This window comes from Sharpea azabuensis DSM 18934 (assembly GCF_000702165.1).
In the GTDB taxonomy this organism is placed as follows: Bacteria; Bacillota_I; Bacilli_A; order Erysipelotrichales; family Coprobacillaceae; genus Sharpea; species Sharpea azabuensis.
Map to the genome: position 1 here is coordinate 1 of NZ_JNKU01000022.1, position 17,641 is coordinate 17,641.

The 17,641-nt window shown below is 37.8% G+C and carries 18 protein-coding genes; 15 read left to right on the top strand and 3 right to left on the bottom strand.

The window, feature by feature from the left end; all coding sequences use genetic code 11:
* From T529_RS13345 to rpsD, 3 genes are all read right to left on the bottom strand, one after another.
* The coding region (locus T529_RS13345) for a helix-turn-helix domain-containing protein (RefSeq protein WP_033162634.1) at positions 1–208 on the bottom strand (208 nt) is incomplete at its 3' end.
* 116 nt (positions 209–324) lie between these two features.
* Positions 325–1,500 carry a pyridoxal phosphate-dependent aminotransferase gene (locus T529_RS0105590; RefSeq protein WP_033162635.1) on the bottom strand — a complete coding sequence of 392 codons (1,176 nt, stop codon included), beginning with the start codon at positions 1,498–1,500 and terminating at the stop codon, positions 325–327.
* A 68-nt stretch (positions 1,501–1,568) separates the two neighbouring features.
* A complete protein-coding gene (rpsD, locus tag T529_RS0105595; RefSeq protein WP_033162636.1) occupies positions 1,569–2,174 on the bottom strand; it encodes a 30S ribosomal protein S4 in 606 nt (201 codons plus the stop codon).
* Between the two features lie 247 nt (positions 2,175–2,421).
* Between rpsD and T529_RS0105600 the strand changes: the two genes are divergently transcribed.
* From T529_RS0105600 to T529_RS0105670, 15 genes are all read left to right on the top strand, one after another.
* Positions 2,422–2,679 carry a DUF1653 domain-containing protein gene (locus T529_RS0105600; protein WP_033162637.1) on the top strand — a complete coding sequence of 86 codons (258 nt, stop codon included), beginning with the start codon at positions 2,422–2,424 and terminating at the stop codon, positions 2,677–2,679.
* A 73-nt stretch (positions 2,680–2,752) separates the two neighbouring features.
* The gene (locus T529_RS0105605; protein ID WP_033162638.1) at positions 2,753–4,516 is read left to right on the top strand and encodes a septation ring formation regulator EzrA; all 1,764 of its coding nucleotides are present in this window, start codon (positions 2,753–2,755) and stop codon (positions 4,514–4,516) included.
* A gap of 62 nt (positions 4,517–4,578) precedes the next feature.
* The gene (locus tag T529_RS0105610) at positions 4,579–5,421 is read left to right on the top strand and encodes an ABC transporter substrate-binding protein (RefSeq protein WP_033162639.1); all 843 of its coding nucleotides are present in this window, start codon (positions 4,579–4,581) and stop codon (positions 5,419–5,421) included.
* A complete protein-coding gene (locus T529_RS0105615) occupies positions 5,405–6,382 on the top strand; it encodes a FecCD family ABC transporter permease (RefSeq protein ID WP_162172990.1) in 978 nt (325 codons plus the stop codon). Before T529_RS0105610 ends, T529_RS0105615 begins: the two co-directional genes overlap by 17 nt.
* The gene (locus T529_RS0105620) at positions 6,379–7,140 is read left to right on the top strand and encodes an ABC transporter ATP-binding protein (protein ID WP_033162640.1); all 762 of its coding nucleotides are present in this window, start codon (positions 6,379–6,381) and stop codon (positions 7,138–7,140) included. Before T529_RS0105615 ends, T529_RS0105620 begins: the two co-directional genes overlap by 4 nt.
* A gap of 9 nt (positions 7,141–7,149) precedes the next feature.
* Positions 7,150–8,157 carry an anaerobic sulfite reductase subunit AsrA gene (gene asrA, locus T529_RS0105625; protein WP_033162641.1) on the top strand — a complete coding sequence of 336 codons (1,008 nt, stop codon included), beginning with the start codon at positions 7,150–7,152 and terminating at the stop codon, positions 8,155–8,157.
* A 2-nt stretch (positions 8,158–8,159) separates the two neighbouring features.
* Positions 8,160–8,948, top strand: a complete 789-nt coding sequence (gene asrB, locus T529_RS0105630) for an anaerobic sulfite reductase subunit AsrB (RefSeq protein WP_033162642.1) — start codon at positions 8,160–8,162, stop codon at positions 8,946–8,948.
* A 13-nt stretch (positions 8,949–8,961) separates the two neighbouring features.
* The gene (gene asrC / locus T529_RS0105635; protein ID WP_033162643.1) at positions 8,962–9,951 is read left to right on the top strand and encodes a sulfite reductase subunit C; all 990 of its coding nucleotides are present in this window, start codon (positions 8,962–8,964) and stop codon (positions 9,949–9,951) included.
* Positions 9,951–10,688, top strand: a complete 738-nt coding sequence (locus T529_RS0105640; protein ID WP_033162644.1) for a sirohydrochlorin cobaltochelatase — start codon at positions 9,951–9,953, stop codon at positions 10,686–10,688. The genes asrC and T529_RS0105640 overlap by 1 nt, the downstream gene beginning before the upstream one ends.
* Positions 10,689–10,936: 248 nt before the next feature.
* Positions 10,937–12,076 (top strand): cysteine desulfurase family protein, encoded by a 1,140-nt coding sequence (locus T529_RS0105645; RefSeq protein WP_033162645.1) that lies wholly within the window; start codon positions 10,937–10,939, stop codon positions 12,074–12,076.
* Positions 12,077–12,080: 4 nt separating this feature from the next.
* On the top strand, positions 12,081–13,286 hold the full coding sequence (thiI, locus tag T529_RS0105650) for a tRNA uracil 4-sulfurtransferase ThiI (RefSeq protein WP_033162646.1): 1,206 nt from the start codon (positions 12,081–12,083) through the stop codon (positions 13,284–13,286).
* A 52-nt stretch (positions 13,287–13,338) separates the two neighbouring features.
* The gene (locus T529_RS0105655) at positions 13,339–14,094 is read left to right on the top strand and encodes an arginase family protein (RefSeq protein WP_033162647.1); all 756 of its coding nucleotides are present in this window, start codon (positions 13,339–13,341) and stop codon (positions 14,092–14,094) included.
* Positions 14,095–14,179: 85 nt separating this feature from the next.
* On the top strand, positions 14,180–15,403 hold the full coding sequence (locus T529_RS0105660) for an acetate/propionate family kinase (protein WP_033162648.1): 1,224 nt from the start codon (positions 14,180–14,182) through the stop codon (positions 15,401–15,403).
* A 68-nt stretch (positions 15,404–15,471) separates the two neighbouring features.
* On the top strand, positions 15,472–16,671 hold the full coding sequence (locus T529_RS0105665; protein WP_033162649.1) for an Mbeg1-like protein: 1,200 nt from the start codon (positions 15,472–15,474) through the stop codon (positions 16,669–16,671).
* A complete protein-coding gene (locus T529_RS0105670) occupies positions 16,664–17,638 on the top strand; it encodes an alpha-hydroxy-acid oxidizing protein (protein WP_202962270.1) in 975 nt (324 codons plus the stop codon). Before T529_RS0105665 ends, T529_RS0105670 begins: the two co-directional genes overlap by 8 nt.
* The last annotated feature ends 3 nt before the right edge of the window (positions 17,639–17,641 follow it).

Below are 17,641 nucleotides of genomic sequence, written 5' to 3' on the forward strand. Positions count from 1 at the left end.
CTTCATATTTTTCCTGGGCTTTTACAGGAATATATCTATCATGCTCCTTGAAATTGCTCCAGGTACGGTATGAATTTCTTTTTATCTCTCGGGAAATGGTGGAAGGACTTCTATGAAGTGCCTTTGCAATCCCGCGTATACTCATGCCCAGAGTGAGAAATTGATAGATGCAGGAACGCTCATTTATGTTAATATGGTTATAGTTCATAGGCTTATCTCCATTCTATGTTTTTTTTGGTCACTCACATAGTAGCATAGATAATTCCTATGAACTTTTCATGTGTTGCACTTGTTATGATAATTTATCCATAGAAAAAGCCCATCTTAATCGATGGACTTAAATGTTTTCATAAAGTGTTCAATTTTATCTGTTGCTTTCTTTAGCTCATCAAGTGAATAGGCATAGGAGATTCTAACATAACCTTCACCGCCACTGCCAAATGCACTTCCTGGGGTAAGCGCAATACGTTCTTTTTTCACAAGTTCAACACAGAAATCATAGGAAGAAAGGTGTGTAGAAGTAATATTGCTGAAGGTATAGAAGGCGCCTTCGGGCATGAAGGTTGGCAAGCCGATCTCATTTAAGCGAGCAACCAGAAAGTTACGACGACGACGATAATCATCACGCATGTTTACAACATCATTTTCACAAGACTTTAAGCCAGCCAGGGCACCATATTGAGCAGGGGTATTTGCACAAATAGCACCAAACTGATGAATCTTCACTATTTCGTCAGTCAAGTCTTCATGGGCAAGTAAATATCCCACACGCCAGCCAGTCATCGCAAAGGCTTTTGAGAAACCATTGATCGTAATGACCTGATCTTTGATTTCATTGAAAGAAGCCAGTGAACAATAATCATGATCATAGCTTAATTCTGAATAGATTTCATCGCTGATGACAATCAGTTCATGCTTTTTAATAATGGGTACAAGCTGAGCAAGTTCTTCCTTTGTCATCATTGCGCCAGTAGGATTATTAGGATAATTCATGAGAAGGACTTTTGTTTGCTTTGTTATGGTTGCTTCAAGTATTTCTGGCTGGATCTTGAACTGATGTTCTTCATCAAGAGGAAGAAAAACCATTTTACCATTTGCAGCCCTGATGGCTGATTCATAAGCTACATAGCCAGGGTTAGGAATGATGATTTCATCACCAGGATCAATTAATGTTCTGATGGCAAGATCGATTCCTTCGCTACTACCAGTTGTTACAATGACATTCTTATTGGCATCATATTCAACACCATAACGCTCTTTATAGTAATGACAGATAGCCTGACGCAATGCTAAAAGGCCGCGATTGGCAGTATAGTGTGTTTTGCCGTCCTGAACAGCTTTGATTGCCTGATCACAAATGTCCTTAGGAGTATCATAATCAGGCTCACCAACGCCTAGAGATATCACATCATCAAAAGTGCGCGCATAGTCAGAAAACTTTCTTATTCCTGAAGGTTTGATATTGATGATGCGCTGACTTACTTTATCCTTTATATTCATATCTATTCCACCTTTACCTATTTTAAAAGAAAAAGGCCCACCAAATAAATTGATGGAACCTTTGAGAATTAACCAAGTCTGTTGTAGTATTCAACAATTAACTGTTCGTTGATTTCCTGATTTAATTCAGATCTTTCAGGAAGTCTTACATATTTACCAGTTCTCTTGTCAGCATCAACTTCAACGAAACCTAAAGTTGCAGTCTGTGCTTCTAATGCGTTCTTGATAACATCTAACTGTAATGATTTTTCTTTTACAGATACTGTATCACCAGGCTTAACAATAGTAGAAGGGATGTTGTTCTTCTTGCCGTTTAATAAGATATGACCATGGTTAACTAACTGTCTAGCCTGTCTTCTTGTAGCAGCAAATCCCATTCTATATACAACATTATCTAATCTTGATTCAAGTAAGAATAAGAAGTTTGCACCTTGTACGCCTTCCATCTTAGTTGCTTTGTTGTAAGTGTTGTGGAACTGTTTTTCATTTAAACCATACATATGTCTTACTTTCTGCTTTTCAGCTAACTGTAAGCCATATTCAGTCATCTTGTGTCTTCCCTGACCATGCTGACCTGGAGCATATGGTCTCTTTGCTAATTCTTTTCCATTTTCCAATACTGAGAAACCTAATCTTCTAGACTTCTTCCAAACTGGACCTGTGTAACGTGCCATTCACGTTTCCTCCTTATTGTATATTTGCAATAAGTAGAGTTCATATTCTATTTTACGAATGTTCCCATAAAGCCGTTGGTCAGCGGTTGACTACTAGACATCCTTTAAGTTGAGAACATAGCTGTAAAACTCCTATGTACCGCTATTCATACTGCAAGCAACATTATACCGTTTTTTACTGCTGTGTCAATGAATTTTTCTTCAATTCATCGCCTATTTTAGGTAATATAAGCAAGGGGGTGAAATAATGCGAACATTTAAAGAAGGCGATATCGTCCAGCATTTCAAAAGAGAAACGGTTGATCCAGCGACAACAACTTATCTTTATCGTATTATTGGGATAGCTACACATTCAGAAACACGTGAAGAAATGATGGTTTATCAGGCACTTTATGGTGATCAAGGATTATATGTACGTCCTTTAGAGATGTTTATGAGTGAAGTGGATCATGAGAAATATCCTGAAATTCATCAAAAATATCGTTTTGAGAGAAAAGATGATTGATGTAAATGATTTGCTGATGAAAATACATAACAAATATGGTATGATTAGCTATATATAGAAAGAGGTTGGATTTATGGCAAGTGTTTCTTCATATATTAATCATATTATAGCGGTTGTGGGTTATCGTAACCTGATTATTATTGGCATTATCATTGTTCTTCTCATTATTGCCATTATTATTTATCGCTCATTACGTTTAAAAGTCTATCGTCAGGAAATTGTTGAAATAGAAAATCATGTGAATGGCATTAAGTCTTTGCCGATTCAATATCGTTTAGGCAGAGTTAAGTCAATTGCTAAAAACATGAGTGAAGTGGCAGTGAAATATACGAGCTTTGCAGCTGAATTTGAACGTCTTTCGGAATTCCAGCAAAATGAGCTTGGTGTACTGATGAATGATGTTGATGAACAATTGTTCTATGGGAAAATACGTGGGGTAGGACATAAAATCAATGAGCTAAAAGAAATGGCGGATGAATATGATCGTGATTCAAAGGCATTGCTTGCAGAAATTGAAAAAGTTACGGAAATCGAGAATGAACAACGTATAGAAATCATTAAGGTCAAAGAAAAATATCGTACTGTAGTTAATGCTTATGACAGCATTCGTGTAAAGGTTGAAAGTTTTGTACCTGAACTTGCTGATATCTTTAAGCATATTGATGATGATTTTGTGAAGCTTGAAGGCATGATGAATAATCAGTTATTTGCCGATGCTAAGACATTTACGAATGAACTTGATGAACGTATTAATATGCTTTCTGAAAGCATGAAAGACTTGCCTTCCTATGTTTCTGTTGTCAAACAGCTTTTACCAAGCAAAATTCATGATATCGAAAAAATGATTAATGAATTGGCTGATGATGAATATGCATTAGAAAAGTTCGATGTTGAAAACCGTTATGATACAATTGTAGATGAGCTTTCAAAGAGTACGGCATTAGTCAAAGATGTCCAAATTCAAGAAGCAGGCGTCATGCTTGAAACTTTAACAGATCATATTGAATCACTCGCTATTGATTTGAATACTGAAAGAGAGTCATTTGTGAAATTCCAGAAAGCATGGATGAAGTGTAAGCAGGTCTATGAAGATGTCAATGAAAAATATGAGAAGGCCTTAACTGATCTTGATAAGCTTTCGACTTATTATATTATTAATGAAAATGAAGTGACATTAAAAAAGACATACCGTGAATTCAAGGTTCTCTATGATAGCTATAAACAAATTGAAGAAGAAATTATTTCTGGACACTTCTCCTATAGTGATGCACTATTAAGAGTAGAAAAGCTTAATGAAGATGTTAAAGAACATAGTGATCATATTGCTGACTTCAATGCTCAGCGCAATGCTTACTACAAGACGGAACAGAAAGCTATTGAAGAACTTGAAAATATCAATATTGTCTTATTAGAAACAAAGAGTGAAATCAAGAATCGTCATTTACCAATGATTAATGATTCTTATAAAGATTATATTCAAGAGTCCTATGCAAAAGCTAGCGGTATCCAGTCTTTTAGAAATCGTCGTCCAATTAGTGTTGAAGAACTTTCTGAAAAAGTCAAGGATGCAAAGGATATTATTTATAAACTATATGACAATGTCCATAATCTTGTTGTAACAGCTGAAATGGTTGAAGAGGCAATTGTTTATGGTAATCGCTATCGTTCGACATATCTAGAAGTGAATACAGAACTTACAAAGGCCGAAGTGCTCTTTAGAAATGGCGAATATACAAAGGCTTTACAGACGGCTGTTGATATCATTGAAAAAATTCAGCCAGGATCTTATGAACGTTTGATTAAGAAACAGGAAACAGCTGCAACAGAAGGAGCTTAAGCTCCTTTTTTTGTTGTGATCAATCGTGATGTTTTGTATACTAAGTAAAAAGGAAGGAACTTATGAAGAAGAGAATTTATACTGCTGTACTTATATGTGCATTGATGCTTACGGGATGCACAAAGAAATCAACAAAACAAAATACAAGCCCCCATAATGTTGTGGCATGCTCAAGATCACTGGGGGAGATGTGGATGCTTTCAGGGGGCAAACTTGCTGGAATCACGGATGATGGAAAGGATCTTGGTCAGAAGATTAAAGTTGTCGGGACTTTAATGCGTCCAAGTGTTGAAGAAATCATTGCCTTAAAGCCAAGTCTTGTCCTACTTACAGGCGATATTCCAACCCAACAAAAAGTGAAAAAATCGCTCTCAGATGCTCATGTAAAAGTGAAAAGTGTAAACGTGGATAATTTTCAGGACTATGACAAATATATGAAAGAGTTCACTAAAATGAATAAGCGCTCAGATCTTTATGAGAAGAATGTTGTTGATGTATCAAAGCGCATTGAAGCAATTAAAAAGAAAGTGAATTTTAAGAAACAAACTTATTTAATGCTTCGCGTATCGTCAATGAAAAACAAAGTCTTAAAAAATGCTTACTTCGCCTGTGAAATAGCCAATGATATGAATATGGTCAATATTGCTCAGGATGACAGCGCCCTTGATGATATTAATGTTGAAGAAATCATGAAGAAGGATCCTGACTATATCTTTGTAGTCTATCAAGGAGAAGAAAAGCAGGCACAGGAAGCTTACAATAAGATTGCCGCAATGCCTGGATGGGATCAGCTTAGCGCTTTGAAAAATAAACATGTGAAAGTATTGCCTAAGAACTATTTCCAATTCAAACCTAATGCGAAATGGGACAAGGCTTATCAGTATCTCTATGACTATCTCGCTTAAAAAGATGATTTGTGTTGGCATGATTGTCAGTATCATTGCCTTGATCATTTCTTTAGTAGCTGGTTTATCTTTTCATGTAAGCCAGCTCTTTACTCTTTCAATTGATGAAAGCGCTAAGATTATCTTGTATAAAGTACGTCTACCACGTTTTTTGGCGGCTTATTTTGTCGGTGCCGCTCTGGCAATTGCTGGGTTGACATTGCAGAGTGCACTTAATAATGCACTTGCCTCACCAAGTGTGATTGGCATTAATGCTGGTGCTGGCTTCTTCACCTTATTGGCTGCTTTGCTTTTTCCTTATTTTTTGCATGCACGGATGTTTTTTGGCTTTATTGGTGCATTGGTCAGTGCACTAGCAGTTTATGGCATAAGTCATCAGGCAGGCGTCAGCAAGACGACTTTAGTACTTGCCGGGCTTGCTGTGAGCAGTTTAATGAGTGGTTTTGTGAATGCAATGATCACTTTCTTTCCAGCAACAGTGGGAGATAAAGTGGCTTTTAATCTCGGAGGTTTTTCAACAGTTATTATAAGTCAGCTTTATTTTGCCCTGCCTGTCATTATTATAGCTGTAGTCATTTTATTAAAACTAAGCCGGGGGATTGATTTATTGCTTTTAGGTGATGAAATGGCAACAAGTTTAGGTATTCATGTTGAACGTCTTCGCTTTATCCTTGTTATCTTGGTTGCACTTTTAAGTGGTGTCAGTGTTGCTATAAGTGGGCTAATCAGTTTTGTTGGGCTGATTGTTCCGCATATTGTCAGAAGACTGACGAAGGCCAATACGAAAGTCAATATTGTTGTTTGTGGTTTATTTGGGGGCAGTTTCTTGGTTTATTCAGACTTGCTTGCGAAGTATCTCTTTTATCCCTATGAATTACCAGTGGGTTTATTGTTGAGTGTGATTGGTGCGCCATTCTTTATTTATCTGCTGATTCATAAGAAGAGGAGACTGAAATTATGATTGAGATGCATGACTTAGTCGTGAAATATGGCAATCGTCAAGTCCTATATATAAAAAATCTCACATTAAAAAAAGGTGAAATAGTGACGATAATTGGCCAGAATGGGGCTGGGAAATCGACTCTGCAGAAATGTTTGACTAGTCTAACTGAATATAAAGGTGTTATCTTAATAGATGGAAAGAGTTTGAAAGAGCTTCCAGCACGTCAGCGCGCACAAAAAATCGTTTACTTGCCTCAGGCACAAAGTTCTCCTGCCATGCAAGTTAGAACATTAGTAAGTCATGGCCGATTTCCATATCTTGGCTATAGTCATACTTTAAGCGTTGAAGACAAACAAATTGTTGAGGAAGCTATGAAGGCTACACATGTTGATCTACTGAAGGATCGTTTTCTTGATGAATTGTCTTTAGGAGAAAGACAACGTGCTTTTCTCGCAATGGTCATTGCTACAGGAAGTGACTACTTGCTACTAGATGAACCTGGTACTTATCTTGACCTGATAAGCCAACATGAGCTGATGCAGATTCTGCAATCGCTCAAGAGAGCAGGGAAGGGAATTGTTCTCATTAATCATGATTTACCACTGAGTTTTTCAATGAGCGACCAGCTCATTTTGCTTGATCAAGGTCAGGTATTACAGGTGGAAGCACCGGATGATTTTATCAACCATCAAGAGCATTTACGCCGTATCTTTCATGTTGGCATGAAGAAAATTGAAGATCCTAGTTTGCTTTATCAATATGTTATTATTCAATAGGAGGAAAATATGGGGTTTGTTATGAATAAGGAAGACTTTTCAAAGACAATAGAAAAGCTTTCTAAAGATTATCGTTTATATGCACCAGTTTTGAAAAAAGGAGAGGGACGTTGTCTTGATGAAGATATTGTGCGTTATGACTTTGTCAAGAATGCTGATGACATTGAATTAGAGTTAAAATCCGATTACTCTTTTAAAGAAATTCTCTTGCCTTTATCAGAAACATTATTCTATTTTACGGAAAATGAAACAAAGGTAGCTGATAAGGATTTATCAGACGTCCTTGTTTTCTTAAGAAGCTGTGACTTACATGGCTTAAGAAGACTTGATGATATGTATTTAAGAAATGGTAAAGAAAAAGATTTCTTCTATAACCGTATTCGTGAACATGTGCATTTTGTCTTAATTGGCTGTACACATTCCTATAAGGATTGTTTCTGTGTTTCAATGGGAGCCAATAAGATTGATGATGGCTATGTTTTCTCGATAGAACCAAGGGATGACGAGTTTGCGAGTGAAATCAAAGATGATGCTTTCACATCTTATTTTGTTGGTCAAAAAGAAGATGTTGCTGTAAGTTATGTGACTGAAAATGAGACAAAGGTTAATGTTCCTGATCGTGTTCCTTTGTCAATTTATAAATCAGATATGTGGCGTGAGTATGATGCAAGATGTATTGGCTGTGGTCGCTGTACATTAGTATGTCCAACATGTACTTGTTTCACCATGCAGGACACATTCTACGATGCGAAAGGCAAAGTTGGAGAACGCCGTCGTGTGAATGCAAGCTGTATGATTGATGGTTATACGAATGTTGCTGGAGGAGGTAGCTATCGTCAGCCTAAAGGCGAACGTATGCGTTTTAAAGTCCTACATAAAGTGAATGATTTTAAAGCCCGCTTTGGCTACAACATGTGTACAGGATGTGGGCGTTGTGATGCCGTTTGTCCTGAATATATCTCATTCTCAACGCTTATTAATAAGCTTGATGCAGAAATTAAGAAGGAGGCAGAATAGTCATGGAAAATGCATATATTCCTTTTCCCTCTAAAGTATTAGATGTCATTAAACATACTGATATTGAATATACATTCCGTTTAGAATTTACTGGGGATGTTAAGCCCGGTCAGTTCTTTGAAGTATCCATTCCTAAATTTGGCGAAGCTCCAATATCAGTAAGTGGAATTGGTGATCACTATGTTGATCTGACAATTAGACGTGTGGGTGTTGTCACAAATGAAGTCTTTGAAAAATATGTTGGTGATTCTCTGCTTCTTAGAGGTCCATATGGTAATGGTTTTGATGTTGACCTCTATAATGATGGGGAAACAGTAGTTGTGGCAGGTGGTACAGGTGTATCACCAGTAAGAGGTGTTATTGATGCTTTAAGCCAGAGTGCTGATCCTCAAAATAAGTATGCGATTGTTGGCTTTAGAAGTCCTGAACATATGCTTTTTAGAGATGATTTAAAAGCATGGGATGAAAAGATGAATCTCATCCTAACTGTTGATGGAGCAGAAGAAGGCTATCAGGGCAATATTGGCCTAGTTACAAAATATATTCCAGATTTACCTATTAAAGATGTCAATACCGCAAAGGCTGTTGTTGTTGGTCCTCCTGCAATGATGCGTTTTTCTGTCATGGGCTTGCTTGAAAAAGGATTCAAGGAAGAAAATATCTGGGTTTCTCAGGAGCGTAAGATGTGCTGTGGACTTGGTAAATGTGGCCATTGCCGTATTGGTGAAAAATATGTCTGTATTGATGGACCGGTCTTTAACTATACTGAATCAAAGGGCTTAATAGACTAGGAGGAGCGAGAATATGGGATTAGATGTTAATGCAAAGAAAATGATGAAAAATGCCTTTCGTATCTCCAAGGTCAGAGGGGAAACAGCGTCACGTGTGCGTATACCTGGTGGCCTGATTGATGCGAAAAGCCTTGTTAAAGTAACAGAAATTGCAGAAAAATATGGTAATGGTCAGATCTTTTTGACAAACCGTCAGGGTATCGAAATTCCTGGTATTAAATGGGAAGATGTTGATGCTGTTAAGGAAGAGCTTCAGTCCATTATTGAAGCTATTGGGACTAATCAGGTTGATGATGAAACAGGCTATCCTGCGAGCGGTACAAGAAATGTTGTGGCATGTCCAGGGGCTCGTCTTTGTCCTTTTGGCTGTTATGATACAACGGAGCTGGCAAGAAAGATGGAAGATGTTATCTTCCCTAATAACCGCCATGTCAAGATTGCCTTTACGGGCTGTTCAAATGACTGTGCCAAGGTAAGAATGGATGATATTGGGGTCATTGGCATGACTGAACCACAATATGATCCTGATCGCTGTATTGGCTGCGAACAGTGTGTGAAATGGTGCAAGAAGAGATCAGTTGGTGCTTTATCCATGTTGAATGGTAAAGTCAAACGTGATGAAGATTTATGTATTGGTTGTGGTGTCTGTGTTCATTATTGTCCAACACGTGCCTGGACAAGAAGTAAGGAACACTACTTCCGTGTTGTCTTAATGGGACGTACGGGTAAGGTCAATCCAAGACTGGCAGAAGATTTTGCAAGATGGATTGATGAAGACTCTGTATTAAAGATGGGACATAATCTTTATGCCTATATTGAAGAATACATTTCTAAAGATGCGCCTAATGGCAAGGAACATGTTGGTTATATTGTAGACCGTACCGGCTTTGAGACATTCTATGAATATCTCATGAAAGATGTGACACCAGGACCTAAGGCTGAAATTGCAACGACAATGTACTGGGGCGGCAAACGTTATGACCGTTCCAACAATCTCAAATAATGAAAGGGATATTAATTGTCAGTCATGGCACACTAGATCAGGAAGCAAAAGCACGTTCACTCGATCTTCTCTATGAAGAAAATAAGCAAAGGGCAGAAATTGTCCTTGCTTGCTTTGTTTCTAAGAAGACAATTGTTGGAAACAATATGCTTTCTCTTGATGAAGCCATGAAGAAAATGCTGGAGCTTGGTGTTGATGATCTTCATATCTATAATACATTTGTCATTCCTGGTGATATCTATCACCATTTCCTTACTACAATTATTCCTTATGAAGCCTTCTTCAAGCGCTTTGTCATAGAAAAGCCATTGTTTCATGAAAATAGTGATTTTTCTTCACTTGCCCGCATGCTTACAAGGGAATATGCCATTAAACCCAATCAGACCTATCTTCTTGTTGGCCATGGCTCTTCTCCTCATACAAATAAGCTTTATGCATTTCTTGAAGCTGCTTTTATGAAGCAGCAAACAACTAATGTCCATCTTGTCTTAATGCATGGTCATCCTTCTATCGATGATCTTATGCCTACACTTCATACAAAACAAAAGATCATTCTTTTACCATTAATGATGAGTGCAGGTCATCATGTTGCTCATGACGTGAAGCAGTTTAAGAAATCATCCATTGAAACAAAACTTCTTGAACATGGCTTTGAGGTTGAAGTGATTGATAAGGGATTGGCTGAATATCGTACGATAAGAGATTATATTATGCATAATGAAAAGACTTCTATTTAAAATAGAAGCCTTTTTTCTACAAGTCTTTGAGCCATTGGATGATTTTCTTGAAGTTCAAGATGATTGTTATAAGTAAGATGATAAAAATGATTAATGCGATTATTAAGCCAATCATATTAATCCTCCCTCTCTTCCTTTATCATAATGGGAAATATCATAGACAGCAAGACATTCCAACTCGCTAAGACATTTTTGTTGTCACAAGATAAAAATAGTGTACAATAAGAACGATTAAGGAAGTGGATAAAGTGATATATCTAGATTATGTGGCAACAACACCACTTGCTCCAGAAATTAAGGAGACATATATAAAACTCTTAAATAAATATTTCATTAATGCAGATTCGGCCTATGCGCCTGGTTATGAAGTAAGCGGATTAATTGAAAAAAGCCGCAGTCATATCGCCAAGATGCTCAATGTCAGAAGTGATGAAGTGCTCTTTACTTCATGTGCATCTGAAGCTAATAATTTGGCGATTAAAGGGACAGCCTTTCAATATATGAATCGTGGCAAACATATCATTACAACTGCCATTGAACATAGCTCTGTGGCGAATAGTTTTAAAGAACTGGCTGATGTGTTTGGCTTTGAAGTCGATTATCTTCATGTTAATCATCAGGGTGCACTTGATCTTGATGAATTACGTCATCTTATCCGTGATGATACGATTCTTGTCTCAACGATGTATGTCAATAATGAGATTGGGGTGATTAATCCCATTCATGAAATTGCCTCCATCATTCATGCAAAGAATCCTAAGACAAAATACCATGTCGACTGTGTTCAGGCTTTGGGCAAATTGCCGATTGTTCTTGATGATATTGATCTTGCGAGCTTTTCTGCCCATAAGATCTTTGGCTTAAAGGGAAGCGGTTTATTATACAAGAAGCACAATACTTCTCTCGTCCCACTTATTAATGGCGGACAGCAGGAATTTGGCTTAAGAGGAGGCACAAGCAATGCGGCGAATGAAATTGTCTTTGCGAAGACAATGCGTCTTGCTTTAGAAGCAAGAGAAGAACATTATGCCTATGTGAGCAAACTTAACCACTATTTAAGAAGTGAGCTTTTAAAACGTCCGGGTATTGTGATCAATTCACCAGTTGAAAACTGTTCACCATTTATCCTCAGTATCAGTATTCCTCACTATAAGCCTGAAGTTCTTGTCCATGCATTAGAAACATATGATATTTATATTTCGACAAAAAGCGCATGTTCAAGCAAGCATACGGATGTCTCGCATACACTTGCGGCAATGCATTTAGATGATGAAATTGCAAAGAGTGCATTACGTATTTCCTTTTCCCATTTAACGACTCAACAAGAAATCGATACATTCCTAAAGGCCTTGGATGAAAGCCTGAAGAATGTCAAGAAACAGAGGTAGAAAGATGATTCCAAATCATATTATTGTGCGTTTTGGTGAACTGACAACCAAAGGCAAAAACAGAAAAAACTTTACAAGAAAACTACTAAATAATACCAAAGAAATCTTAAAAGACTTTGACAAACTGACCTATCAGCTGACCTATGATCATTTATATATCATGCTTAATGGCAGTGACCCTCAAGGTGTCATGGACAAGCTTAAGACGGTCTTTGGGATCCATTCCTTCTCATTATGTTATAAGGTTGATGCAGATCTCGAAAAGGTCAAAGAAGTCGCTGCCTATATCATTAATCATGATGAAGGCATGAGCTTCAAGATTGATACAAAACGAAATGACAAAAGCTTCCCTATGACATCATTGGAAATGAATAAGGCAATTGCAGGCTATGTGTTCCACAATACGACAAAAGAAGACTTACGTGTTGATGTCCATCATCCCGATATTCTTGTTAAGGTAGAATATCGTAAGGATTATGCTTATGTCATGGACAATGTGGTACTTGGAGCTGGGGGATATCCTGTAGGCATTGGCGGGAAGGCACTGTTGATGCTTTCAGGTGGCATTGATTCACCAGTTGCAGGTTATCTGATGATGAAACGTGGGATTGATATTGAATGCATTCACTATGCTTCACCACCTTATACAAATGAGAAAGCCCGTGAGAAAGTGCTTGATCTTGTTGATGTCATGAAAAACTATGGTCATGGCAAGATTACTGTACATATTATTCCTTTTACGCAAATACAGCTTTCTATTTATGATCATGCTGATGAATCGTACGCTATTACCATCATGCGTCGCATGATGTATCGTATCGCCCAGAAAGTTGCACAGGAAAGAAACTGCAAGGCTATTGTTAATGGTGAATCTGTTGGTCAGGTGGCAAGCCAGACACTCGATTCCATGCAGGTTATAAATGAAGTCATCAATACACCGGTGATTCGCCCTGTTGCCTGTGCGGATAAGCTTGAAATCATCAAGCTTGCAGAGGAAATTGGAACATATGATATTTCCATTCGTCCATTTGAAGATTGTTGTACAATCTTTACACCTCATAACCCAGCTACGAAACCCAAGAGCTATCGTTGTGAAGCTTATGAAAGTGAATGGGATTATCAAGCACAGATTGATGAAGCAGTTGCCAATAAGGAAACAATTGTCATTGACTCAACATATAAGAATGATGAAGAGGACGACTTATTCTAGTCGTTCTTTTTTTACAAAAAGTGCTATAATATCGTACTAGGAGGGATTTGATATGAATAGAAATCTATTAGTAGATTTCACGCATATCTATCAGCCTACAAAACCCATCCAACAGGATTTTGCCCACTTAGATATGAGTGATATGCATTCAGTCAAAATGTATTTAAGTGATGAAAGCAAGAAGGAATTAAGAAAGCGCCTTGCCCGTTATCCTATTTCTGGCATACATTTTATTGATTCAGGGGATTATCATTATGTGACGGAGTTCTTTGTTGAAAGAATCCATCGACCTTTTTCATTAATTCTCTTTGATCATCATAATGACATGCAGCCATCTTCATTAGCTGATATGACGACATGTGGCAGCTGGGCACTAGAAGTCCTTCTTAAGAATCACTATCTTGTTCAGCTTATCTTAGTTGGGGCAAGCCAGCGTCATATTAATGAAATACCTGTTCATTCTTCTAAGCTGATCACGATTTCAGAAGAAGAATTAAGAGAAGGGAAGCTGGCAAGAAAAGGAAAAAATATCTGTCATCAGGTACCTTTCTATATTTCCATTGATAAAGATGTCTTAAGTCAACATTATGCTTTGACGAATTGGTCACAAGGTCATATGCGTATGACAACACTCTTTCATATACTTGACATGATTTTTCAAAAAGAGAAGGTCATTGGTGTAGATGTTGCGGGTGAAATGGATGAGGATGATGGAGGAAGTACCTATTTAAAAGCTAAAGCACTGAATGACAAAACAAATCTTGCATTATATCAGTATCTGAAGCATATAAATGCAAAGAAAAGTTGAAAACAAAGCAAAAAATGAAAATTCCTATAGAAAAGTGTAAGCGCTTCTAGTAGAATAAAGATTAAGTTGTTAGGAGGATTTATACATGTCTAAAATAATGTCAGTCAATGCTGGAAGCTCATCATTAAAATTCCAGTTGTTTAAAATGCCTGAAGAAGAAGTGATTTGTTCAGGTGTTGTTGAGAGAATTGGTCAAGCCATGGGAAGCTTCACAATGAAACATAATGGTGAAAAGAAAGTTATTGAAGAACCTATTCCGGATCATGGAAAAGCTGTTGATATGCTTTTAAAAGCGTTAATAGATGATGGTATTGTTGAAAAGCTTGAAGAAATTGATGCCGTTGGTCATCGTATTGTCCAGGGTGGGCCATACTTTAGTGACTCTGCTGTTGTCGATGATGATGTGATCGCAAAGGTCGAAGAACTTGCAGAATTAGCACCATTGCACAATCCAGCTCACTTAATTGGCTATCGTGCGATTGCCAAAAAGTTGCCAGGTGTGAAACATGTCTTTACATTTGATACCGCCTTCCATCAGACAATGGATGCGGAGAGATATTTATATCCATTACCTTATGAATATTATACAGACTTAAAGGTACGTAAATATGGTGCTCATGGTACGAGCCATAAGTATGTCAGTGAACAGGTGATTGATATGCTTGGCAATCCAAAGCATTCAAGAGTCATTGTTTGTCACCTTGGCAATGGAGCAAGCTTAAGTGCTGTTCAGGATGGTAAGTGCATTGATACATCAATGGGCTTCACACCTTTAGCTGGTGTAATGATGGGGGGAAGATGTGGTTCCGTTGATCCATCTATTATGCCTTATTTATGTAAGAAGCTAAACAAAACACCTGATGAAATCCTATATATCTATAATCATGAATCAGGTATGAAGGGTGTTTCTGGTATTTCTAGTGACTCACGTGATGTTGAAAATGCCCTCTTTAATAAGGATGGCAAAGCAACAGCTGAACAGAGTGAACGTGCTTTATTGACTTCACTTCTCTATGCTCGTATTGTTTCTAAATATATTGGTCAGTATTATGTGGAATTAGGTGGTTGTGATGCGATTGCCTTTACAGCTGGTGTTGGTGAAAATGCGGCTTATTTACGTCGTTTGATTATTGATGACTGCTCAAGAGCACTTTCTGTCTTCCTTGATGAAGAAGCCAATAATATTCATTCTAGCGAAAATAGAATTATCTCTAATGAATATTCTAAGATTGATGTCATGGTTATTCCTACTAATGAAGAAGTCATGATTGCAAGAGATACAGTCAGATTATTACACTTAGATGCATAATGTGAGGGGAACTACAAGTCGTAGTTCCACCTCTTTTTCTTTGTGCTATAATCTTTTTGGAGGGGCTTATGGAAATACGTGATAATGTTTGTACATATATTAGATTTAAAGGTGATTGTTCATTTAAAAAGATGGCTTTTAATGAAGTTGATGCGATGATCTTTGCCTTATTATCCTATGTGGATTTTAGAGGAATCCTTGATCAGCCATGTACATTAATAGATGCCTATCGAAGACTTTTAGTCGTTGAAGAAAAGGGCATTGATGATAGCCGTCCCCACATGTCCACAAGTCCGGATTTATTGGAAATGGTCAAGCTGATGGCAAATTCAGTACGTTTTCATGATATTGTTCTTGATCATTATGTGGATGAATATTCACTTTCACAAAGTGAACAGTTTGCGGCTTTAATGATAACTTTCATGCCACGCTTTCATGTCTTTAGTTTTAGAGGAACGGATGATTCGCTAGCTGGCTGGAAGGAAAACTGGGAAATGATTTATAAGATGCCAGTATCTGGACAAACCAAAGCCTTAGCCTATATTCAACAACATATTTTATCAAAATGGTATCACAGCTTTGATCACTACTGGCTTGTTGGTCATTCAAAGGGCGGTAACCTAGCTGTCTATGGGGCATGCTGCCTTGAGGAAAAGCAAGCTAAAAAGATCGCTGGTATTTACAATTTTGATGGACCTGGTTTTCGTTTTCCACTGACCAATTTCCCACACTATACAGCATTAAAGTCACGTATTCATAGCTATACCCCTAGTTTTTCAGTCATCGGTATGACTTTTGAGTATTATCATAAGGATTATACGATACAGTCATTTGAAGAAGGCTTAGGTCAGCATCTTGGCTTTAGCTGGGTTGTTTGTAATGATCACTTTGTCCGCAGTACGCGTGATGAAGAAAGCAAACAAGTAGAAGAGCTGTTTCATAGCTGGCTAAGCGAAATTCCTTTAGATGAACGTGAACAGTTTGTTCAATCATTATTTGAAGTGCTTGAGCAGGCCAAAATCACTAATCTACAGGAATTTCTTCATATGGATATGAAAGCAATGATTGAAGTGGTCAAGGCAATGGGTGGCATTGATGGCGAAAGAAGGAACTTGATTATTCGTATTCTAACGCTCCTAGTAGCCAAAAGTGCCAAACCACGTGTTGAACGCTTAAGCGAGAACGTTGAGAAAATTGGTAATGCATTAAGCTTGAATACACAAAAGATTATCGATAAATTCAGTAAGAGAGGTAACGACAATGAGTGATATGAATTTAACTGGTCCTTGGCCAGGCCCTGAAGGCCTGATTCCAGAACCACCAAAGAATGCTGCTGATGCGAATGGGCATACGAGAAATTATTTAGACAGTATTTTAATTGAAGAACGCATTATTGATGCGATTGAACCAGATTTACATTTTGACTTATGGGGTAAGTCATTTGCCTCACCCATCATGATGCCAGCTTTTTCTCATTTAAATAAGGTTGGAGAAAATGGCCGTACACCAATGGAAGAATATGCCCAGGCAGCCAAAGAACTACAGGTTGTCAATTGGGTAGGCATGGAACCTGATGATGAATTTGAAAAGATTGCCGCTGTCGGTGCGAAAACAGGACGCATCATTAAGCCATTCAAAGATAAACAAGAAATCTATCGCCAGATTGACAAGGCGCATGAATGTGGAGCGATTGCTGTAGGTATTGATATTGATCATGTTTTTGGCAAGGATGGCAAGTATGATGTTGTTGATGGGATTGAACTAGGAAGTGTGACATGTGAGGATCTTAAGAATTATGTCAACTATTCAAAGGTGCCTTTTGTCGCTAAGGGTGTTTTGAGTGTGACTGATGCGCTTAAATGTAAAGAAGCCGGAGTCGATGCCATTTTTATCTCGCACCATCATGGCCGCATGCCTTTTGCGATTCAGCCTCTCGCTATCTTGCCGCAAATCAAGAAGGTGCTAGCGGGTACAGGAATGATGATTTTTGTTGATTGTCATATTGATGATGGCTATGATGCCTATAAGGCACTTGCTTTAGGAGCGGATGCTGTATCAGTAGGACGTGGAATTCTACCTGGCTTGTTGAAAGAAGGCACTGAGGGTGTCATCAAGAAAGTCAATAAAATGAATGAACAATTAAGTGAGTTAATGGGTTATACAAATGTGCATAATGTCAATGAGTTTGACCCAAGTGTTCTCTACATTTATGGCCATCAGTTTGAAAAGGAGTAAAGA